Origin of the sequence: Mannheimia massilioguelmaensis (assembly GCF_000940515.1) — a bacterium.
GTDB classification, from domain to species: domain Bacteria; phylum Pseudomonadota; class Gammaproteobacteria; order Enterobacterales; family Pasteurellaceae; genus Basfia; species Basfia bettyae.
On the sequence record NZ_CDQL01000008.1, the window covers coordinates 268,379 to 291,555 of the forward strand.

18 protein-coding genes are annotated in these 23,177 nt (G+C 35.0%); 10 read left to right on the top strand and 8 right to left on the bottom strand.

Annotation, left to right across the window (positions count from 1 at the left end):
* Positions 1 to 348: 348 nt before the first annotated feature.
* Positions 349 to 2,487, bottom strand: a complete 2,139-nt coding sequence (gene pta, locus BN1226_RS09600; protein WP_044471008.1) for a phosphate acetyltransferase — start codon at positions 2,485 to 2,487, stop codon at positions 349 to 351.
* Positions 2,488 to 2,554: 67 nt separating this feature from the next.
* Positions 2,555 to 3,775: an acetate kinase gene (locus BN1226_RS09605; RefSeq protein WP_005758809.1), complete on the bottom strand. Its 1,221-nt coding sequence runs from the start codon at positions 3,773 to 3,775 to the stop codon at positions 2,555 to 2,557.
* 223 nt (positions 3,776 to 3,998) lie between these two features.
* Between BN1226_RS09605 and yfbV the strand changes: the two genes are divergently transcribed.
* The 3 genes from yfbV to purF all read left to right on the top strand — a co-directional run bounded on the left by yfbV (position 3,999) and on the right by purF (position 6,647).
* A complete protein-coding gene (yfbV, locus tag BN1226_RS09610; protein WP_044471009.1) occupies positions 3,999 to 4,439 on the top strand; it encodes a terminus macrodomain insulation protein YfbV in 441 nt (146 codons plus the stop codon).
* Positions 4,440 to 4,624: 185 nt separating this feature from the next.
* Complete coding sequence (locus BN1226_RS09615) at positions 4,625 to 5,116, top strand: CvpA family protein (RefSeq protein WP_044471010.1); 492 nt, start codon at positions 4,625 to 4,627, stop codon at positions 5,114 to 5,116.
* Between the two features lie 13 nt (positions 5,117 to 5,129).
* Positions 5,130 to 6,647: an amidophosphoribosyltransferase gene (purF, locus tag BN1226_RS09620; protein ID WP_044471011.1), complete on the top strand. Its 1,518-nt coding sequence runs from the start codon at positions 5,130 to 5,132 to the stop codon at positions 6,645 to 6,647.
* Positions 6,648 to 6,766: 119 nt separating this feature from the next.
* Here purF and yedF read toward each other — a convergent pair whose 3' ends face one another.
* From yedF to moeA, 4 genes are all read right to left on the bottom strand, one after another.
* Positions 6,767 to 7,036 carry a sulfurtransferase-like selenium metabolism protein YedF gene (gene yedF, locus BN1226_RS09625; RefSeq protein WP_044471012.1) on the bottom strand — a complete coding sequence of 90 codons (270 nt, stop codon included), beginning with the start codon at positions 7,034 to 7,036 and terminating at the stop codon, positions 6,767 to 6,769.
* Between the two features lie 36 nt (positions 7,037 to 7,072).
* On the bottom strand, positions 7,073 to 8,287 hold the full coding sequence (yedE, locus tag BN1226_RS09630; protein ID WP_044471013.1) for a selenium metabolism membrane protein YedE/FdhT: 1,215 nt from the start codon (positions 8,285 to 8,287) through the stop codon (positions 7,073 to 7,075).
* A 207-nt stretch (positions 8,288 to 8,494) separates the two neighbouring features.
* On the bottom strand, positions 8,495 to 9,220 hold the full coding sequence (gene moeB / locus BN1226_RS09635; protein WP_044471014.1) for a molybdopterin-synthase adenylyltransferase MoeB: 726 nt from the start codon (positions 9,218 to 9,220) through the stop codon (positions 8,495 to 8,497).
* Positions 9,221 to 9,225: 5 nt separating this feature from the next.
* Positions 9,226 to 10,455 carry a molybdopterin molybdotransferase MoeA gene (moeA, locus tag BN1226_RS09640; RefSeq protein ID WP_044471015.1) on the bottom strand — a complete coding sequence of 410 codons (1,230 nt, stop codon included), beginning with the start codon at positions 10,453 to 10,455 and terminating at the stop codon, positions 9,226 to 9,228.
* A 144-nt stretch (positions 10,456 to 10,599) separates the two neighbouring features.
* Between moeA and bioD the strand changes: the two genes are divergently transcribed.
* On the top strand, positions 10,600 to 11,328 hold the full coding sequence (gene bioD / locus BN1226_RS09645; RefSeq protein WP_044471016.1) for a dethiobiotin synthase: 729 nt from the start codon (positions 10,600 to 10,602) through the stop codon (positions 11,326 to 11,328).
* 43 nt (positions 11,329 to 11,371) lie between these two features.
* Here the strand turns inward: bioD and BN1226_RS09650 are convergent, their stop codons facing one another.
* Complete coding sequence (locus BN1226_RS09650) at positions 11,372 to 11,695, bottom strand: HI1450 family dsDNA-mimic protein (protein ID WP_044471017.1); 324 nt, start codon at positions 11,693 to 11,695, stop codon at positions 11,372 to 11,374.
* A gap of 303 nt (positions 11,696 to 11,998) precedes the next feature.
* Here BN1226_RS09650 and BN1226_RS09655 point away from each other — a divergent pair, with 303 nt between their 5' ends.
* The 6 genes from BN1226_RS09655 to recD all read left to right on the top strand — a co-directional run bounded on the left by BN1226_RS09655 (position 11,999) and on the right by recD (position 22,250).
* Positions 11,999 to 13,309 (top strand): NCS2 family permease, encoded by a 1,311-nt coding sequence (locus BN1226_RS09655; protein WP_044471018.1) that lies wholly within the window; start codon positions 11,999 to 12,001, stop codon positions 13,307 to 13,309.
* Between the two features lie 15 nt (positions 13,310 to 13,324).
* A complete protein-coding gene (locus tag BN1226_RS09660) occupies positions 13,325 to 13,681 on the top strand; it encodes a DsrE/DsrF/TusD sulfur relay family protein (RefSeq protein WP_044471019.1) in 357 nt (118 codons plus the stop codon).
* Between the two features lie 582 nt (positions 13,682 to 14,263).
* The gene (locus BN1226_RS09665; RefSeq protein WP_044471020.1) at positions 14,264 to 15,388 is read left to right on the top strand and encodes a nucleoid-associated protein; all 1,125 of its coding nucleotides are present in this window, start codon (positions 14,264 to 14,266) and stop codon (positions 15,386 to 15,388) included.
* Positions 15,385 to 16,539, top strand: coding sequence for a hypothetical protein (locus BN1226_RS09670; RefSeq protein ID WP_044471021.1), 1,155 nt, complete (start codon positions 15,385 to 15,387; stop codon positions 16,537 to 16,539). Before BN1226_RS09665 ends, BN1226_RS09670 begins: the two co-directional genes overlap by 4 nt.
* Before the next feature lie 170 nt (positions 16,540 to 16,709).
* Complete coding sequence (recB, locus tag BN1226_RS09675) at positions 16,710 to 20,354, top strand: exodeoxyribonuclease V subunit beta (RefSeq protein ID WP_044471022.1); 3,645 nt, start codon at positions 16,710 to 16,712, stop codon at positions 20,352 to 20,354.
* A gap of 9 nt (positions 20,355 to 20,363) precedes the next feature.
* Positions 20,364 to 22,250: an exodeoxyribonuclease V subunit alpha gene (gene recD / locus BN1226_RS09680; protein WP_044471023.1), complete on the top strand. Its 1,887-nt coding sequence runs from the start codon at positions 20,364 to 20,366 to the stop codon at positions 22,248 to 22,250.
* Positions 22,251 to 22,278: 28 nt separating this feature from the next.
* Here the strand turns inward: recD and BN1226_RS09685 are convergent, their stop codons facing one another.
* A complete protein-coding gene (locus BN1226_RS09685; RefSeq protein WP_044471024.1) occupies positions 22,279 to 23,172 on the bottom strand; it encodes a LysR family transcriptional regulator in 894 nt (297 codons plus the stop codon).
* Positions 23,173 to 23,177: the final 5 nt, after the last annotated feature.

The following is a 23,177-nucleotide window of genomic DNA, read 5'->3' on the forward strand; positions in this document are numbered from 1 at the left end:
GTATAAATCAAGATAGAGTTTCTATTAATGTGATATAAAACAAAAAATAGCTAAAAAATATTATTTTATTGATTAGAATATAAATAATTAAATGAATTAAATTAGATATTTAGCATAATTATGTGGGCTAGATCACAAAATAAGAAACTGATAATTGAAGGGGTAATAAATATTGATTATGCTAACCAGCAATAAAAATAAGTGCTATAGCAATAGCCTAATATTTTGCTTTCCGAGTAGTGCCTTTCCTAAGGCACTTTTTTTTGTCTAAAATAGGATGAATTTATTAAACAATAAAAAACCGCACTTAAAAAGTGCGGTTTTATTTTAGAAAATTTTATTAAGCCATTAGCATTGAGTGGCTTGAATCGCTGTTAGTGCGATGGTATATACGATGTCGTCAACTAATGCACCACGAGAAAGGTCATTAACAGGCTTACGCATACCTTGCAACATTGGACCAATTGAAACCAAATCAGCTGAACGCTGAACAGCTTTATATGTCGTATTACCTGTATTTAAGTCTGGGAATACAAACACTGTCGCTTTTCCTGCAACTTTGGAGTTTGGTGCTTTAGAACGTGCTACATCTTCCATAACAGCTGCATCGTATTGTAATGGACCATCTATCAATAGATCTGGTCGTTTTTCTTGTGCTATACGAGTTGCTTCTTTGACTTTTTCTACGTCTGCACCTGAGCCAGATGTACCAGTAGAATAAGAAATCATTGCTACACGAGGTTCAATACCAAATGATTTAGCAGATTCGGCAGATTGAATAGCAATTTCTGCTAATTGTTCTGCATTTGGATCTGGATTTACTGCACAGTCACCATAAACTAAGACTTGATCAGGTAGCAACATAAAGAAAATAGAAGAGATAATTGAACTACCAGGAGCTGTTTTAATGATTTGCATTGGTGGGCGAATTGTATTTGCAGTAGTATGTACTGCACCAGAGACCAAGCCATCAACTTCATTTGCTTCTAACATCATTGTGCCTAAAACGACGGTATCTTCTAATTGCTCACGAGCTGCTTCTTCAGTCATTCCTTTGGCTTTACGCAATTCAACTAGACGAGCTACGTAGTTTTCACGTACTTCGTTAGGATTGATAACAGTGATTCCTTTACCTAATTGTACTCCTTGCGATTCAGCAACGCGACGCACTGAAGCTGGATCGGCTAAAAGTACACATTCAGCAATACCACGTTCAGCACAAAGTACAGCAGCTTTAATGGTGCGAGGCTCATCTCCTTCAGGGAGAACAATACGTTTCTTAGCTGCTCGGGCTAATTCTGTTAATTGATAACGGAAGGCTGGTGGCGATAGACGATGAGCACGTGCTGAAGCTGAAGCTAATGAATGGATAAAATCTCCATCAAAATGTTCACTTGTATATTGTTGGATATTCTCAATACGTTCCTTATCATCAACAGGTACTTCAAGATCAAAATTTTGTAAGCTTAATGCAGTTTGCCATGTGTTACCTTCAATACGGAATACTGGTAACTTAGTATTTTCAAATACTGGATTACATAATTTTTTGACTTGAGAATCTAGTTTATAACCACCCGTTAATAAGATACCGCCTAGTTCGATACCTGAGGTTGCAGCGAGCGCTGCCGCAGTTAATACTTCCGGACGATCCGCAGAAACAACTAAGAGACTACCTGCCTTAAAGTGTTCTAACATATTAGGCAATGTTCTTGCACAGAAAGTAATTGAACGAATACGGCGGTTCATATCTCCTTCGTTAAGAATGGATGCGCCTAAGTGTTTCACTAAGTCAATTGCACGACTAGCAATGAGTTCTGGCGCCCATGGGATTATTGCTAGAATTTTAATTGGACTATTTTCAAATAAATTATAGACTTCCTTCACTTTATTTTGGCTGTGTTGGAATGAATCAAAAATTTCAGTTAAATCAGGGCGAGTGCGACCAGTTTCATCAACAGGAGCATTAAATTTGTTAATCACAACACCTAATAAGTTAGGGTTGTTTTTACCGCCGAACGCAGCAGTTGCTGTTTCAATACGCTCTTTTAATTGTGTTGGGGTGGTTGCACCAGGTGAAGCAACTAAAATAATTTCAGCATCTAATGCTTGAGCAATTTCGTAATTTACCGTATTGGCATAAGTATTTTTACGAGTTGGCACTAAACCTTCAACAATAACAATATCATTGTTTTTATTAACTTTTTGATATTGAGCGACAATTTTTTCCAATAGAACATCAGTCTGGTTTTGACCAATTAAAATTTCAGCTTCACTAAGCATGACCGGTTCACTTGTTTCAATGGTCGCACTGTTACGAACGATTGAAGTTGTACGGTCAAGAGTATCTTCACCAGAGCGAGGTTGTGAAATAGGTTTCATAAAACCAATTTTTGTTCCTTTTTGTTCTAAAGAACGAATAAGACCAAGGCTAACGCTAGTTAGTCCTACGCCTGCACTGATTGGAACAAGAATAATAGTACGTGACATAATAAACCTTAGAATGTTAATTGTTGAAAAAAGAAACTGCCGATTTATTCGGCAGTTTATTATTTAATTAATCTTTAATACAAAGACGTGCGGTATCTTGAGCGATAACCAATTCTTCGTTTGTTGGGATTACCATGGCTTGGAATGCAGAATCATCTGTTGTGATTATGCCTTCATGACCGAAACGAGCGGCTAAGTTACGTTCATTATCAAGTTTGATACCAAATAATTTTAAGTGTGCTAAAGCTAATTCACGCACATGAGCAGAATTTTCACCAATACCACCAGTGAATGCAATAGCATCTAAGTGATCATCACCTAAAACAGCCATATAAGCACCAATATATTTTGCTAAACGATAGCTATAAACTTCTAATGCACGTTTTGCTTCAGGTTTAGAAGCATCATCATAATTATCTTCAGCATAACGACAGTCACTGGTTACTTCAGTTAAGCCTAAAAGCCCTGATTTTTTCACGAGGACTTCTTCGGCTTGCTCAATTGTCATACCTAAGTTTTTGCATAGGAAGAACACTACTGCTGGATCGATATCACCAGAACGAGTACCCATTACTAAGCCTTCTAATGGAGTTAAACCCATTGATGTATCAATACATTTTCCATGACGAACAACAGAGACAGAACCACCGTTACCTAAGTGACAAATAATAGCATTGACTTGGTCTACTGGTTTGTTAACACGTTTAGCAACTTCTGAGGTGATAAATAGATGACTTGTACCATGTGCACCATAACGACGAATGCCGTGTTCTTTATATAAGCTATAAGGAATAGCATATAAATAGGCTTCTTCAGGCATAGTTTGGTGGAATGCTGTATCAAAAACCACTACATTTTTATCTTTTAAATGAGGGAAAATTTTGAATGCTTCTTTAATACCAATTAAGTGAGCTGGGTTATGAAGTGGAGCAAATTGAATAGCATCTTCAATACCTTTCACTACTTCATCTGTTACAACAACAGAAGAAGTGAATTTTTCACCGCCGTGTACAATACGGTGACCGATTGCAACGATACCTTCTTTTAAAGTCGGGTCTAATGGGAAAATATGATTTACGATGAAGTTTAATGCTTCACTATGAGCAGCACCTTTACCTAAGTCAGCATTGCCTTTTTCACCATGGAGTTTCCATTTTATACGAGCATCATCTAGGAAAAATGCTTCAGCAAGACCAGACAATTTTTCTTCACCAGTTTTAGGATCTAACACAGAGAATTTTAATGAAGAACTACCGCAGTTAAGGATAAGAACTAATTTTTGAGACATAAATAACCTATCATATTGTGGGTTTCAGATTTAAAAGGATATTCACTCATAGAAGAACGAACACTCATATATCTTAAATGATAATAGTGAGTAGGATACACTTTTTGAAGCATAAAATAAATTATGAAGCGCCTAAAAAAACGATTTAAGTCAAAATAATTCAATTTTTAATTAATTATTATACAATAGACGAACGAGTTATTTTGTTAAGGATAAATATGATATGGGCTTTTTTTCTACGTTATCTAAAGGACAGACTTATTTGAAAACTTGGCCATTAGTGCCTAAATTATCAATTATTTTTCCTGAAAATCGGATTATTAAAGCCACTCAATTTGCACAAAAGGTGATGCCATTCGTTGCCGTGTTCTCTATTGTTTGGCAACAGTTTTATGCAAAACATGATCATTTTTCATTAGCGATAGCTGTAATATCTGCAATCGTGGCTTTGTGTATTCCTATACAAGGCTTATATTGGCTAGGTAAACGTGCTGTAACTAAGCTTCCTTCACAAAGTGCGGTCAAATTTTTTGAAATTTCTAATCAATTTAATAAAGAAAATATGACAACGTCACAAATAACCTCTCCAACTTATCAAGATTTAGCCAATTTATTAGCTAAAATTGATAAATCCAAAAATACAGCATTTTGGGATACACTTTAGCATTGATAGATGCTTTAACCATAAATGGCTGTTTAGCTTAAGATAGAACAATGGTATAGTATACATTTGGTGGTCATTTTATGACTGGGTAGATAAAATTTAACTTACGCAAACGTTTTCTTTTTTGTAAAATTCGGTAGAATAACACAGAAAAAATAGACGTATTGTTTTTTAGAGAATTATTAATGATTGATTATATTATCATCGGTATTATCCTTTTTTCGATCGTCGTGAGCCTATTACGTGGCTTTGTCCGAGAAGTAATGTCACTTGCCAGCTGGGTAGTTGCATTTATTATCGCAAGTCAGTTTTATCCTTATTTGGCAAATTTATTAACTCAAATTGAATCAGAATATATCCGTAATGGAGCGGCCATTGGTATTTTGTTTATTCTGAGCTTAATTGTGGGAGCCGTTGTCAATTATGTGGTAGGGCAACTTGTTGATAAAACAGGATTAAGTGGCACAGATCGCGTATTAGGTGCGTGTTTTGGTTTTTTACGTGGCGTATTAATTGTCGCAGCATTGTTATTTTTCGTTGATACCTTCACCAATTTTGATCAAAGTGAGTTATGGAAAGAATCGAAAATGATTCCACATTTTGGCTTTATTGTTGAGTGGTTCTTCGAACAGTTGCAAGCAAACTCAAGTTTCTTAAACTCAACCCTAGGTAAATAAGAGGATAGCACTAATGTGTGGTATTGTTGGAATAGTAAGTCAAACCCCTGTTAATGAAAAAATTTATGCTGCATTGATCTTATTGCAGCATAGAGGACAAGATGCAGCGGGGATTGTTACTGTAGATGATGAAAATCGTTTTCGTTTACGCAAATCAAATGGTTTGGTCAGCGATGTATTTCAACAAGTCCATATGTTACGTTTGCAAGGTCATGCAGGAATTGGTCATGTTCGTTATCCTACAGCAGGAGGCTCAAGTGTTTCGGAAGCGCAACCATTTTACGTGAATTCTCCTTATGGTTTAACGCTTGTCCATAATGGCAATCTGACAAATGCTTCGGAATTAAAAGAAAAGCTTTTTCATATTGCTCGTCGTCATGTGAATACTAATTCTGATTCTGAACTACTATTAAACATCTTAGCTAATCACCTTGATGATACCAAAAAGTATCAACTAGAACCTCAAGATATTTTTAATGCAATACGAGCAACTAATCATGATATTCGAGGTGCTTATGCTTGTATTGCGATGATTATTGATCATGGTATGGTTGCTTTTCGTGACCCTAATGGTATTCGTCCTTTAGTGTTAGGAAAACATGAGGAAAATGGCGTAACAGAATATATGTTTGCATCTGAAACAGTAGCCTTGGATGTAGCAGGATTTGAATTTGTAAGAGATGTAAAACCTGGTGAAGCAATTTATGTAACCTTTGATGGTAAACTTTATTCGGAACAATGTGCTGAACATGCCAAATTAAATCCATGTATTTTTGAATATGTTTATTTTGCACGTCCAGACTCAATAATAGATGGCGTTTCTGTTTATGCGGCTCGTGTACATATGGGAGAGCGTTTAGGTCATAAGATTGCTCGTGAATGGAAGGATGAGGTGGATAATATTGATGTAGTTATTCCTATTCCTGAAACATCAACAGACATTGCTCTACAAATTGCTAATGTATTGAATAAACCTTATCGTCAGGGATTTGTGAAAAACCGTTATGTCGGCCGTACTTTTATTATGCCTGGACAAGCACAGCGAATAAGCTCTGTTCGTCGTAAGTTAAATACGATTGCTTCCGAATTTAAAGGTAAAAATGTTTTATTAGTAGATGATTCTATAGTTCGGGGAACAACCTCTGAACAAATTGTTAATATGGCACGTGCAGCAGGTGCGAAAAAAATCTATTTTGCTTCTGCAGCACCAGAAATTCGTTATCCAAATGTGTATGGTATTGATATGCCAAGCAAGCACGAGTTGATTGCTTATGGTCGTTCTGTTGAGGAAGTAGCAAAACTCATCAATGTGGATAAGCTTGTTTTCCAAAATTTAGATGATTTAGTGAAATCAGTTCAACAAGAAAATCCTAATATTAAAGCTTTTGATTGTTCTGTCTTTACAGGACAATATATTACAGGGGATATTAATGATGAATACCTTGATAATATTGATAAACAACGTAATGATAAAGCAAAGAAAAAACGTGAAACTAATGCCGCATACTTAGAGATTCATAACGAAAATTAAATTTTATCTATTAAATGCATTTTCGAAAGCGATCATATGATTAGATATGATCGTTTTTTTTATAAAATGAATTTTTGTTAAAATCTCATTATAGCTTCTGTTTGATAAGATAGAATCACCTAACGTTGAATTAAATAACGCAATGTTGTGCCATCTTGTTCAACGCTTAATAATGTATAGCCATGATTTTTACTGTCAACAGGGATATTATTAATAGATTGAGCACAATCGCTGAGTAGTTCTAGAATTTCACCTTGTTTTAATTCAGGCATCGTTTCTAACATGGCAATTGCAGGATAGGGGCAAGGTTCGCCTAAGGTATCCAATGTATAATCTGGTGTGATATCTTTCGGATCTTTATCTAATTTTTGAATGATAGTGAATGCCATTGTGTTTTCCTTATTTATTTAAATTTAACAGCTGATTTAAGCTAAGTTTGTTTTAGTGATAATTTTAGCCTTTGCTTTGGCTAAAAAATATTTTTCCCACCACACTACAGCAATAAGGCAAATTATTAATAGTCCATAATTAATCAATAACCCACCTATTGAGCCAAAAGTTTTTAATAAATTGAGTTTTTCATAATTTAATACGAGTACAGGTGCGAGATTATCCCAAAGGTAGGCAAGCAGGGTAGAACCTGCCACATTTCCCACGCCAACCCACATAAAGTGAACTTGCCCCTCCATTGAACGATACATCCAGCCAGTTTCACATCCTCCTGCTAATACAATACCAAAACCGAACAATAAACCGCCAATGATTGCATTGGGTCCAGCCCACATAATTTTGGCAGGTACGCCGAGCTGAATATAACTAAATACCCCAATAGTTCCAGCAAGAATGCCAAAGATAATGGCTTTTGCCATATAAGAACGACCAGTGACCCATAAATCACGGAATGCGGAGGTAAAACAAATTTGTGCTCGCTCAATTAACAAGCCGAAAGCGAGTCCACAAAGCATTGCAAAACCGAGTTTTATAGAAGATTGCATGACATACAGTGAAATAAGTAAATAGGCAAAAAAGATTAGCATTCCAATCCAGAAACGCCGTGTCGCCTGTTTAGGATCTTTCTCCTTTAACTCTGCGGCTCCTTTTTTTAGGATAAGCTTGACACGAAACATTGGTAATAATGTCACTTTTACACCCAAATAAGTACCAACTGCGGTAGCAAGAGTGAAGAACCAGGCATGAACGGAAAATTGAGGAATTCCTGTAAATAATGATGCAAGGTTACATCCCATTGCTAAACGAGCGCCAAAGCCAGCTAATGCGCCGCCAATTAATGCTTGTATAATACGTCGCTTATGAGGTTGGTTACGCCATTTTATATTATTTGCCCAAAGTGCAGCAGAAATACAACCAGCAAACATGCCGAGTATCATAACCCCATCGACACGAGTAAACACCGTTCCTTGCATACCAATGATTTTATAGTAGCTCCATTCAGAAACATTGACTCCAAGTAATTGTAAAAGATGACCTCCCCAACGTGTAAATTCACCTGTAACTGCCCAATAAGTACCAGTAATACCAAAATAATAGGCAGAAATTAATCCCGCAGCGGTAACCGCAACGATAGGATTCCAATATTTGATTAAATAATTTTGTTTGAATTGTTGCAAAATCTCTTTCATAAAAATATCCAATAAGAAGAAATTGCAAGAATGGTATAAAATGGGAAGATGTCATGGGACAGTGATTCACTCATTTTCCTATACACAAAACTTGCGATATAACTAAATGAATGTCGAAAATTGACGAGGTGTATTTTACGTAATACTTAGCAGAAAGAAAAGACTTAAAATAAGATAAAAATAATGCCTGATAGCCAGACATTATTTTTAAGCAGCCGGTAATTTAATTTCTCGAATCGCCATATTAAGTCCATCAATCATGAGAAGTCGCCCACATAAATTTTTTCCGATTTTTAACCGCACTTTTATGGCTTCCAATGCTTGTAGTGAGCCTACAACACCAACAATAGGAGAGAGTACGCCAGCTTCTACACAGCTGAGGGCATTGGCTCCAAATAATTGACTCAATGAATGATAAGTTGGAGTATTCGGCTCATAAGTAAATACTGAAATCTGCCCTTCCATGCGAATTGCCGCACCTGAAACTAAGGGAACTTTAGCTTGCTGGCAACAAGTGTCTAGTTGATTTCTCGTATCTACATTATCGGTACAGTCTAAAACCACATCAAAGTGCGGTATGATTTCAGATAATTTTTCTTCAGATAATAATCCATTAATAGTGCTAATTTCTACATGAGGATTAATTGATTGTAAAGCGATCTTCGCTGATTCTACCTTAGGCATATCAATACGTTCATCCGTATGAAGCACCTGGCGTTGCAAATTAGAAAGTGACACGGTATCAAAATCTAATAAGGTCAAATGGCCAACACCCGCAGCAGTAAGATATTGGCTGGCGGAACAACCTAATCCTCCTAAACCTACAATTAGCATATTGCTATCTTTTAAGCGTTCTTGCCCATCAAAATCAATGGATTTTAATACCAGTTGTCGATTGTAACGAAGCTCTTCAGCGTGAGTAAGTTCAGTCATAATAATTAACCTAATAAATGATTGAAAGGTTCAATAGTCACTGTTTCACCTGCTTCAACATTGCCACGTTCACGTTCAAGCACAATAAAACAATTACTTTTTACAAATGAACCAAAAACATGTGAACCTTGTAATCCGATCGCTTGTACTTCAATTTGCCCTTGAGTATTAACATGATAGAAGCCACGTTGAAAATCTAAACGACCAGGTGATTTTTTCAGTTTGTTCACTGAGATTGCCATAAACTGTTGAGGCCGTTTATAGTTTTGAATTCCGCTCAATTTGGCAATAACAGGTTGCACCAATTGATAAAAAGTGACTAATGCAGAAACTGGGTTACCAGGTAAACCGCAAAACCAAGCATGAGGCAATTTACCAAAAGCAAAAGGTTTTCCAGGTTTAATCGCTAATTTCCAAAAGTTAATTTGTCCTACTTTTTCTAAAACGGTTTTAGTAAAATCAGCTTCCCCAACTGAAACCCCACCACTAGTGATGACAAGATCCGCTTGTTGTTGTGCTTCAATAAAGGCTTTTTCAAATTGTTCTTCATTGTCAGGCAGAATGCCAAAGTCTAAAATTTCGCAATTTAATTGCTCGAGCATAAGTTTTACTGCAAAACGATTGGTATCATAGATTTGACCTTCGCCAAGTGGTTTGCCAACGGGAACTAATTCATCACCCGTAGAAAGTACAGCAACTTTTAAACGAGGGAATACTTTGACTTCTGGAATACCAAGGGAGGCTAATAATGGTAATGAAACCGTATTTAACACCGCACCGATATTTAAAACCACATCTCCTTTTTTTACATCCTCGCCTATACGGCGAATATTTTGTCCTAATTTAGGTAATTGAGAAACCGTGATTGAACCATCTTCGTTAACAATGACTTCTTCTTGCATAATCACTGCATCTGCACCCGCTGGAATCATTGCGCCCGTCATAATTCGAATGGCACTTTGAGCTGTCCATTCACCTTCGAATGGAATACCTGCAAATGACTTGCCTGATATGCTGAGGGTAAGTGATTTTTCTAAATCGGCTAAACGTACTGCATAGCCATCCATTGCTGAATTATCAAATGAAGGGACATTGATAGGAGAAATTATCTGTTGAGCACAAATCCGATTTTGAGCTTGTGCTAAAGATAGTGTTTCAGTATTTTCAAGGGATGGTGATGGAATTGTAGTCATTAATTTATCTAAAGCTTGTTCAAGCGAAATTAAAGCATTCATTTGGGTTAAATCCTTTTTTTCAAAAAAATTATTGATAAGTATATAGAAATATTTAAAAAATTGCTAAAAACTTGTGATAGCTCAATGTTTATTCCTAAAAAATATTTTAATATTTTAAAACATAAATAGAAGGGGAAGGATCTTATGAGTGCTTTTTTTGTAACAGGAACGGATACAAATGTTGGGAAAACAACAGTAAGCCGTGCAATTATTCAGGCTATGCAAAATGTGGGCATTCAAACCGTTGGATATAAACCCCTTGCATGTGGGCAAGATGAACCTGTGTATATTGATGCTCAGGATGAGCCACAAGATGATTATGGTAAACGAGATAATCATGATGTTTTAGTATTAATGAATTCTACTCATGAAAAAGTGAGTTATGAAGATATTAATAGCTACACATTTGAGCATACTATGCCAATGTTAACAGAAGATACGAAACGTATTAATATTGAGAAAATTAATGCTGATCTAACACGCTTATCTTCACAATATCAATCAATTTTAGTAGAGGGTACTTTTGGTTGGCTTACACCGATCAATAAACACTATACTTTTGCAGATTGGGCAGTAAAACAAAATATGCCAGTAGTATTAGTTGTCGGGATTAAAGAGGGTTGTATTAATCATGCTTTACTGACAGTGCAATCTATTGAGGCAATGGGTTTGCCGTTGTTAGGTTGGGTTGCGAATCGAATTAACCCAATGTTGGGTCATTATGCGGAGATTATTGATGACTTAAGTCATCGGATTAATGCACCATTATTAGGTAAAATTCCTTATCTTCATAAACCTGAAACTCAAGAATTAGGACATTATATTACAGATATTGAAAGATTGACGTATATGAAAACGGAATTATTGAAATAAATAAAAGGCTTAAGTAAAAAATAATACTTAAGCCTTTCTTTTGCTATGCTTTCCAAATCACATGAAATTCCCGATCTTGCTCTCGATGAGAAATGAGAAATTTTGCAAAAATATCATCCATTTCATCTTGTTCATTCACTAAGCCGATCCATACTTCAGCGTATTCATCAGGATCAATTAAAACACCAATTTCTTCATCCCAGTTGTCCGCAGTTTCAACAAATTCTACAGCTCCTCGCTCTTCAAATTGTAAATTAAATAACATGATATCAGCAGGATCTAAATTCTCAGGTGCCATTTCAAGAAAAATATCATAAGCTATATCAATAGCAGCATCTGGCTGTAATTTCGAAATTTGTTTTGTCATTATCCTTTTCCAATTAAACGCTAGTCTTTAATTGGCACATCATAGCTTAATTTTAGTCAAATAAAAAGCATTCATATTCTGCATATAAAAGCCACTGACCTGGAATTTTAATGACTTCTGATACTTATTGATAGGAAATAATTTTTCAAAAACTGACCGCACATTGTCACAAATGTGTTGTTAAGAAGCTGTAAATATTCATAGCAGAATGAAAAATATTTTGATAGAATCCAAAGGAAAAACACCAATCTTATTATTCTTGTTTTTCATTAACCCTTTTTTCAATTTTTTTGGAAACATCTAATGGAAAATCAATCATTTCTTCAACGTTTTTTTAAATTAAATCAACATAAAACTACCACAAAAACAGAAATCATTGCAGGAATTACTACTTTTTTCACAATGGTTTATATCGTATTTGTTAATCCTTCAGTGCTTGGTGATGCTGGTATGGATAAACAAGTTGTATTTGTGACCACATGTTTAATTGCTGCCTTTGGTACCATTGCAATGGGGATATTTAGTAATTTACCTATTGCTTTAGCTCCAGCGATGGGATTGAATGCTTTTTTCGCTTATGTTGTCGTAGGTAAATTAGGCTATTCTTGGGAAGTCGGGATGGGCGCCATTTTTTTGGGTTCAATTGGCTTATTTGTCTTAACCTTATTTCAAATTCGCTATTGGCTAATTTCTTCTATCCCTCTTGCATTACGTGTTGGTATAGGTGCAGGAATTGGCTTTTTTATTGCGTTAATTGGTTTTAAAAATATGGGATTAGTGGTAGCCAATCCTGCAACGCTCGTTGCGTTAGGTAATTTACATGATCCTAAAGTACTTATGGGAATTTTAGGTTTCTTTATTATTGTGGTATTAGCCGCTCGTAATATTTTCTCTGGTGTATTGGTCTCTATTGTTGTGATTACTGCTTTGGCATTACAGTTTGATGAAAATGTAGTATATCGTGGTTTAGTTTCTATGCCACCAAGCTTAGATGCTGTAGTAGGAAAAGTAGATATTGTTGGTGCGTTAGATACTGCGTTATTAGGGATTATTTTTTCATTTTTATTAGTGAATCTTTTTGACTCATCAGGCACTATGCTTGGGGTAACAGAAAAAGCAGGCATTACTGATGAAAAAGGACGCTTTCCTAAAATGAAACAAGCCTTATATGTGGATAGTGTCAGTGCTGTTATTGGTTCATCAATAGGTACATCTGCCATTAGTACTTATGTGGAAAGTGGCTCAGGGGTTTCAGTTGGTGGACGGACAGGTTTAACTGCGGTAGTCGTTGGTGTATTATTTTTATTAACCATTTTTCTTTCACCATTAGCAGGGCTCGTTCCAGCTTATGCAACGGCGGGAGCATTAGTATATGTTGGTATTTTAATGGCATCAAGTTTGATTAAAGTCCAATGGCAAGATCTAACTGAAGCTGCACCCGCATTTATTACTGCTGCGATGATGCCATTTACTTATTCTATTACGGAAGGTATTGCATTTGGTTTCATTAGTTATTGTGTGATGAAAATTGGTACGGGACGGTGGAAAGATGTGAATGCACCAGTATGGGTGGTTTCACTTTTATTCTTACTGAAATTTATTTGGATTGGATAATCCTAAGGCTTTAATATGCAAAAACTTTTATTTATTTTAAATGAATCACCTTATGGTACAGAAAAAGCATTTAACGCATTACGTTTTGCAATCAATTTGATTGAAGAACACCCGAAAGAAGTCGAAGTGAAAGTGTTCTGTTTCTCTGATTCTGTATTATCAGGTTTGGCAGGACAAGCTCCAAATGATGGGCCAAATGTGCAACAAACTTTAGAAGTGTTAACAGGTTTAGGTACGGAAGTGAAGCTTTGCACAAGTTGTACAAAAGCACGAGGTATCACTCATTTGCCATTAGTAAAAGGTGTGGTATTAGGGACTTTAGATGATGTATCTGAATGGACCTTATGGGCAGATAAAGTGATTAATTTTTAAGTCTGTGTTTTGATTAAGCCATGTTCAGGAGTAGTCGCGGGGGATTGTGTTATTTCTCTCACAATCTCTGCCGCCTGTGGCTTCTTCAAAAAATAAATCGATAACCGACTAAACATAAGTTCTCCTGTTTCTGTTGCGTTATGGTTTTTTTGTTGTTGATGTGGCAGGTTGTGGGAATTAAAATTCTCACGTTCAAGGGTGAAATATGAATTTAAATTCTCTTTTTCTGCTTGTTTAAAAAATAAGTGAATTAAATTAGGCTTTACACAGGCTGAAATTGCTAGTAAATGCGGTATCTCTCGTGAAATGTGGGGTAAATATGAGCGTGGTATGGCATTATCAAGATGTGAAGCCTTGTTCTCATTCGCTTCATTAGGGGGAGATATTGGTTATTTGTGCAAGCCCGAAAGTGTTTTACCCCCGGCCAAATAAACCCTATTAGACGATTACCGTGAAAGTAACAACCAAGGTAAAGAGACAATTGAGAAAACCGCAAAAGCGTTGGCTTCACGCAGTCACTTGCGACTCGTGAAGTAGCGTAGAACGACATAAGATGTGATAGAAATAAGGAAGAGAAATAAAATGGTAACAACACAAGCAACACAACCTGTAATACCCGCATTTACTATTCACGCTGGTATTATTCATGAAATTCAAAAAACTCAACATAAAAAGAATGGGCAGCTAATTAAACGTTCACAATTACATACTAACAACGTTCCTCTAAAGCACTTTGTAGAATATGCAGAAGATGTGTTAAATCGGTATGGAAGTAATCGTTCGGTAAGCGGAGGCTTTACTACAAAAGACACGTTGTCAAAAGACCTAGTTGGGCATCAATTTGCATTACAATCCGCAATAGACTATGTAGCTTTAAGTCAAGATATTGTCACGAGTCTATATAATATTATTCAGAATACTTCATCGGCAACAGGTGAGCATATTCCAATGATCTTTTATCGTGATGACAGCAAAGACAAAGAATATTTGCTTCTGTCTTTAATTAGCTTAAATCAATCGATTAATATTGATAAGGGAGAGTTTGTTGATACGACGAACATTGATAAAGATGCACTAAAAGTGGGTGTTCGTGTTGATTTAAAAGCGATGAAATACCATTTTGAGCATCAAACGGAGGCTATAACTGAACCTTATATTCAATGGATTGAACGGAAGAAAAATAAGTTACCAGACTACATTCAAAACTTTATTCCCGTAAGTGAAAGAATCAACGATAAAGTAGCCACAACTCAGTTTATTGATGCATTTAACAGCTTTAGTAAACAAACTTTTGAGAACGAAGATGTTCGTTTTGAAATTCAGAAAAAAGTCTATGATTATCTAGATGAGTGTCATAAACAAGGTAAGTCAGTTCATATTGAAGATGATATAGATCCAATCATTGAAGCTGAAATGAAAGCGAAAGGATTAGAAGATAAGCCAACATTTAGTGATTATCGAACCACAGCACAAATTCAGCTGGACTCTAGCTTTTCGCCAAATAAAGATGTCGTAAACAATTCAAAAACGTTTAAATTTTCTAGCAAAACAAGCGAACTATCTATCCGTGGTCGTAGCAAAGATTTAGGTAGAAGAGTTAAATTGGTTAGCGAAAGTAATAAAAAATATATTAAAATAGAACTTGATGAAAGCGATTACCATCGTTTTAAAGAACAATATCCTAACGCAGAAGAATCTGAGCAATGAACATATTAACTGATTTTTTCACACTAGTGACGTCGCTAGAGTGTCGAGAGCCATCGACACTCGTCGGTGTGTGTGTAATAAAAAATCAAGCTGATCTTGCTCAGTGTCAGGCTCTACTAGATGCTAATTACGAAATTGTGTTTGAAGATGGGTTACAAGAGGGCGAACGACGTTTTACCTACTCGCCTTCAACTACTGAAGGATATGCCAGTTATGACGATTTTTTTACCAATAGTAATTGGATTACAGCTGAACCTAAATTGGATAAAATTTTGTGGCATCAATGGGCAAAAAGTCAAAATAATAAAATCAATCACATTGATGAAAATAATATTTTAACGACGGTGCGTTTAGCATTAAAGCTAAAGGATATTTTTTATTCTCATCAAAATGTAGTTGTATTTTTTAGTAAGAACTCATCTGAATTATCCTTGGCTCCGCATAAAATAGATAAATTTATTGAGTTATTGTTCTCATTTAGCCAAGAACAACGTGATGCGATTAATGAACTGTGTTATTGGTTTGGGAATGACAAAGATAGTGAACATTTTCATTCAAAGAAAAGTGCGTTTTCAACAGCATTGACAGCTTTTCTTATTGACAAAGAAGGGCGTATTCAACACGATATCTGCGACCTATTATTGGATATCGTAAAAATTAAAGATAATGCCATAGCACAACACGATCTGTATTTAGCAGATTTTTCGTTTGGTAAATTTGTCAAAAAAATTGAAGAAAATACGTCTAAATTTACAGCTAGAATTAATGATGCACTAGGGAAATCAGTAACGCAAGTCTTGGGGATCCCTGTTGCAACGGCTGTTTTTAATTTGACAAAAATAGATTTGCATTGGGGAAGTGCGATTTCTTTAATGGTTTATACATTGCTATGTGCTGTAGTACTTTGTACTCAACATTCTAATCTTTTACATATTGAAAAAGAATTTAAAGTATTTGAAAAAGAATTGCCACCACAGCTAAAAAACAATGTTTGGGAAACAAATAAAGAGACCATATCATCCCAACTCGAGAATCAAAAAAAGTTAACGATATTTTTATGGTTAATTATTCTCTGTGCATTTTGGTACACTTCGTTCTTGATCGGTTGTCTAATCGCCCAAACAGATTGGATTTTTCTTAAATCAGTTTAAACGGCAAAAATCCCTATCACATATAAACTCTTATTAACTTTTAAACCAATTTATCAAAAGTTAATAGGAGTTTTTTATGTGTAAAAGTGCGGTTAGATTTTTAAGAATTTTTCAAATTAATAGGATTTTTGCTAAAATGAATATTATATTTAGCTAAAATATTTATTCATATGACGAAAGAATTTTTTCCACTCAATCCTATTTCAACACCTTTAAACTCTATTGTTTTAATTGAGGCTTCTGCGGGTACGGGTAAAACCTTTACGATGGTTTCGCTATATCTGCGTTTGTTACTGCAAATAGGGGAAAATTGTTTTAATAAGCCTTTATCGGTGGATGAAATTTTAGTTGTCACCTTTACAGAAGCTGCAACGCAAGAGTTGCGTGAACGTATTCGTAATCGAATTCATTTAGCTAAACAACAGTTTGAACAATATTCAGAGAATCAAGACAAAGCTATATTTATTAAAACTGATAATGAATTTATTGTAGATGTTGTTGAACAGTTAGATTTAAAAGCAACAATTCAGCGTTTAAAGATTGCCGAGCAAAATATGGATTTAGCTGCAATTTATACTATTCATGGTTTTTGCCGTCGAATGTTAATGCAATATGCGTTTAATTCTGGTATTCACTTTAACCTTGAATTAGTCACTGATGAATCAGAGTTGTTAATTCGTCTTACTAATGAACTGTGGAGAGAGCATTTTTATCCTTTATCTTTTGAAGCAACTAATTACATTTATCATCATTTAGGGACGCCAGCAGAACTATTAAAGAAAATTCAGAAATTTGTCACTAATGATGAAATAGGTATTGATGTAGTCGATCCTAAGTTATTAGCTTTAAATTTTGAGGATTTTATTCATCAATATATTGAAAAGGATATTCATGAATTAAATGCATTAAAAGCCACTTGGTTAGCACATGAAGAAGAAATTATTCGATTAATTGATGAAGCAAAAGATAAAAAATTGATTAAAGGTGCTTCTTTTAAATCTAATCATTTACCTGGGCGTTTTCAAACTATTCGAGAATGGGCAAATAATCCTACGGATCTATCTATACCCGAAGCACTGTCTAAATATTTTACTCAATCAGCTATGGATAGTTATCTTACTAAAGATCAACCTGTTTCACATGCTGTGTTTGAATTAGCAGATAATGTGGTTATTAAATATCAAAATCATCCATTATATGTTCAGGTGTTTTATTATCATTATATTCAATGGATTAAAACCCAACTTAAAGATTATAAACTTAATCATCAAGAGAAGAGTTTTGACGATTTATTGCGTTTATTAAAAGAAGCATTGACTTCAACTCATGGAGAAAAATTAGCTCAACTTATTAGACAGCAATATCCTTTTGCTATGATCGATGAATTTCAGGATACGGATAGCCAGCAATATAAAATTTTCTCAACAATTTATATTACGCCTCAAAATGCTAATACGGGTTTTGTGATGATTGGCGATCCTAAACAGGCGATTTATCAATTTCGTGGTGCGGATATTTTCACTTATCTTAAAGCCGCAGAACAAGCTAAACAACGTTTTACTTTAAATAAAAATTATCGTTCAGAAGAAAATCTTCTTCATTCAGTTAATCAAATTTTTGATTTTACTAATACACAACCTTTCTTATATCAAAATATTGATTTCTTACCTGTAGGTGCAGGTAAACCACAAGGGCGTTTTGAAGTAAATGGAAATACAGAAGCTCCGTTAGGTTTTTATTTAGGTGATAATCCTTCTAATGAACAACTTGCAGAGGTTTGTGCAAAAACTATTTCTCAATGGCTCATGGGCGCGTTACAAAATAAAACGGGGTTTCGTACAGATAAGGGACTAGAAGCTCTTAGACCTAAAGATATTGCAGTTTTAGTCCGTAACGGTTATGAAGCTGGATTAGTCAAAAATGCACTGCAAGCATTTAATATTTCCTCGGTATATTTATCTGATCGAAGTAATGTATTTGATTGTGATGAAGCAAAAGAATTGCTATTGATTTTAGAAGCTTGTTTAAATCCGTTTAGTGAACGCAACGTATTAAATGCTATTGCCACCTCGGTATTTTGTTTAACAAGTGCAGAAATTCAGCATTTAAAACAAAATGAAAATGATTGGGAACAATGGATTAATCGTTTTTTGAATTATCAACGAACATGGCGTTATCAAGGTGTTTTAGCAATGTTGCACCAATTATTCTTAGCTGAGCAAATTCCACAAAAATTGATTAATATGGCTAATGGTGAACGTCGTGTAACCGATTTGCTTCATTTAGCTGAATTATTACAAGAGGCTACAGCATTAAATGAAAGTGACTCAGCATTATTACGTTGGTTTGAACGTCAGATTCGTGGTGAAAATTGTCAAGATGAACAGGCGCTTCGTTTAGAAAGTGAGCAAGATTTAGTAAAAATTGTCACTATCCATAAATCAAAGGGGCTTGAATATTCTATAGTATGGTTACCTTTTATTGGCGCTAAAGCAAAAGGGAATAATAGCAGCATTGTGACTTATTATAATGAAGAAAAGCAAGCCGTACTATGGGATATGGAAAAACAACACAATGATGCGGTTATTAAAGAAAGTTATGCTGAAGAAATGCGCTTACTCTATGTAGCATTAACGAGAGCAAAATATCATTTATCGATAGGTTTAGCTAACGAGTTTTCTGCTCAGTGGAATGCATTGTTATATGCCTTATCAGAAGGCGAAATTGGTTTAGAAGCGCCTAAACAAAAATATCGTGCAACTGACTTATTAGATCATTTAGTAGAAAAAGTGAATCAAGAAAATATTGCACGCTATAACATAGATGAAGTGCAAGGCGAAATGTATTCACCAGAGAAGTCAAGCAAACAATATCAAGCTAAAATTTTCCATGGCAATATTGAACGAGATTGGGGAGTAAATAGTTTCAGCTCATTAAAACGTATGAATGACTTATCTCATGCCAAAAATAAACCTGCTGAATTATTAACTCTTGAAAGTGCGGTAGGATTTTCAGAAATTTTAGATAGTGCAAAAGATGTCGATTCAGAACTCTCTATGGATTTTATCGAAAATAGAGTGGAGTTAAATGACAACGTCACAGATTATCCTGTAGGCTATTCACCCTTTGATTTTCCACGTGGTATGGCGGTGGGAACGGCGCTGCATTATTTCTTCGAAAAGCAAGATTTTAGCAAACTACTAGATGATGTTTTAATTGATAGATTATTAGAAATGGTGCAATTAGAGAAATCCTGGAAAGAACCTCTTATGCAATGGATGAATCAACTGTTAACCACGCCATTATTAGAGGCTAAAAGTTTTAGTTTATCTAATCTCAATCTAAAGGATTGTGTAAAAGAAATGCAATTTTATTTAAAAATTGAAAATACTTTAGATGTAAAAGCGTTTAATCAGCTAATTGCACAATATCATTCCATTCAATCAGAATATTATGAGTTTGAGCAAATTAAAGGAATGTTAAAAGGATTTATCGATTTAGCATTTCGCCATAATGGCCAATATTATGTGCTTGACTATAAATCCAATTTTTTGGGTAATCATTTGAATTGTTACGCAAAAGAACATTTATCTCATGCGATAAAACAAGAACATTATGATTTGCAGTATTTATTGTACAGTGTGGCAATGCATCGTTATTTAAAACAACGTTTGCCAAACTATAATTATGATCGAGATTTTGGTGGTGTATTGTATTGTTTTGTTCGTGGCATGAATGGCAAAAATGTAGATTATGGAGTGTATTTTGATAAACCTCTGCGTGCACTGATTGAAGGCTTAGATAAGCTATTTTAAGGTTATTCTATGTTAGATATTTTATTTCAATTAAAACAGAACAAGATTATTAGCCAAGGAGATTATTACTTTGCCAAGATGATTGCAGATAAACAAAATGCAAGCTCCGAGGTAGAAAAAAATCTTGCGATATTATTAGCGGCACTTTGTAATTATAGTCATCAACAAGGAAATACTTGTTTATTTTTAGATGAGACTCTAAAACAGAATTTATTTAATTTACATCAATCAGAATTTAAGGATATTTTACATCAAATTGATGATAAGATTGAGCATTTATCTGTATCTGAATGGCAAACTAAATTACAACGTCACAATGCTTTCACTTCAGAGCCATTAACCTCTATTGCACCTTTAGTCTTTCAATTCAATGCATTATATTTCTATCGAGTTTGGCAAGATGAATATCGAGTTGCAGAGTATCTCAAAAGTGCGGTCATAAATAGCAAAATTTTATCGAATAAATTGGCAAATAATGAAGTTAGGTCGATTATTCAAGAAAATGCTGATTCTAATCAAGGGCAAAAAATTGCTATCGCGACCGCTCTTCGTCAGCAATTCTGTTTGATTTCAGGTGGTCCAGGCACAGGGAAAACTTATACTGTGGCACGTTTGCTGGTGGCACTTCAATCTTTAAACCAAGGAACATTATTAATTAAATTGGCTGCACCTACAGGAAAGGCGGCTGCTCGTTTAACAGAAAGTATTGAAAATGCCTTAGGAAGTATGGCGCTCCCCGAACAATTACGAAATAGTATTCCCACAGAGGCGATGACTATTCATCGTTTATTAGGTGGACGTCATTTTAAATACCATGCACAAAATCCCTTACCTGTAGATTTATTAATTGTGGATGAAGCATCGATGGTGGATCTCTCCTTGATGTCTAGTTTATTGCAAGCGTTACCTAAACAAGGCAGACTGATTTTATTAGGTGATAAAGATCAATTAGCTTCTGTAGAGGCGGGAGCAATTTTGGGGGAATTAGGTCAATTTATAAATCAAGGTTATAGCTCAGAGCATATTCAATATTTAAATGCTGTGACAGATGCTCAATTAGTCGATAACCATACTGAGGGCAATGAGATTAGGGATTATTTATGTTATTTAACGGAGAGTCGTCGTTTCACCAATAAATCTGCTATTGGGATTTTAGCGAATTCAGTCAATCAACGTAAAGCAGCAGAAAGTCTCACATTGTTTGAACAGTACGAACAAATTGAATTTATCAATTTAGAACATGATTCAGAACATAAACGTAAACTATCGGTTTTCAATGTTATGAATAAAGCTATAGAAGAATATGCTTTGTATTTACGGGAAATTGAAACTCGATCAGCAAAATTAACAGAATTGACAGAAGCTGATATAGAAAAAATTTTTGCACAGTTCAGAAAAGTACGTTTCTTAGCGGCTTTACGTATGGGGGATTTAGGCATTGAATCATTAAACGAAATGATTGCTGAACAATTGCGTCGGAAAGGCTTAGTAAACTTTAAATATAGCCGTGAGTGGTATCAAGGTAAACCAGTAATGATTGTACAAAATGATGCGAATGTCGGGTTATATAATGGAGATATTGGCTTATTTATTCATGGTAAAGTTTGGTTTGAATTAGGTGAGGGGAAATACAAACACATATTGCCAAGCCGTGTACCTAGCCATGAACCTGCTTATGTAATGACTGTACATAAATCTCAAGGGTCTGAATTTGCTCATACCTATCTTATTTTACCTATGGAATTTAACCCAGTACTAACAAAAGAATTAATTTATACGGCTATTACACGAGCCAAGGAGCAGTTTACTGTATTTGCTAGTAAAAATATTTGGCAAATAGCAGTAAAAAATCAAGTAAAAAGACAAAGCGGATTAAGTTATTTACTCGCTAAATAACAAAAAAACGCTTTGTTGATTGAAATGATTAAGCCATTTCTTCCAAATTTAATTGGCTTAAGAATTTAATAAAGGCTTTAACTTTTGCCGCTAAATGACGACGATGAGGATAAACTGCATGTAAATCTAATCGTTGTTGTTTATATTCTGGCAATACTTCAATTAATTCGCCTGATTTAAGTTCTTTTTCAACTAAGAAACGAGGAGAATTGATGATGCCTAAATCATCTTTTGCCATTTGGACTAAAGTTAATCCATTATTACAAATCATTCTTGAACGCATTTTGATACGTTGAACTTTGCCATTGTGAGCAAATTCCCAATAAATTTGGTTTCCTATGGCTTTGTAAAGTAAGCAATGATGATGTTCTAAATCTTCTGGCTGTTTGGGAATACCATATTCCGCAAGATATTTAGGGGAGGCAACAAAATGCATAGTGGTTGTGGCAAGCTTTTTGGCTACTAATGTGCTATCCTGTAGTGCACCTATGCGTAATGCAATATCATATCCTTCTGACATTAAATCGACACGGCGATCACTGAATTCTACTTCAACATGTAAATTTGGGTTTGCTTTAATAAAACTAGGTAAAACTGGTGCGATAAAACGAAGTCCAAAATCCATTGGAATAGAAACAACAATATTTCCTTGTAAAGAGGAAGAAAGATCACTGATACTTGAATCAGCCTCTTCTAACTCAATTAAAATAGGATGGCAGCGTTGATAATAAACTAAACCTGCTTCAGTAGGTGCAATCTTTCGGGTAGTCCGTTGTAATAGGCGGGTTTTTAACTGTTCTTCTAATTGGGCAACCAATTTACTTGCCATGGCTACTGAAATATTTTCTAATGCGGCTGCTTGAGTAAAACTTTGTGTTTCAATGACTCGACAGAAGACAGAAATTGCATTGAGTTTATCCATTTATT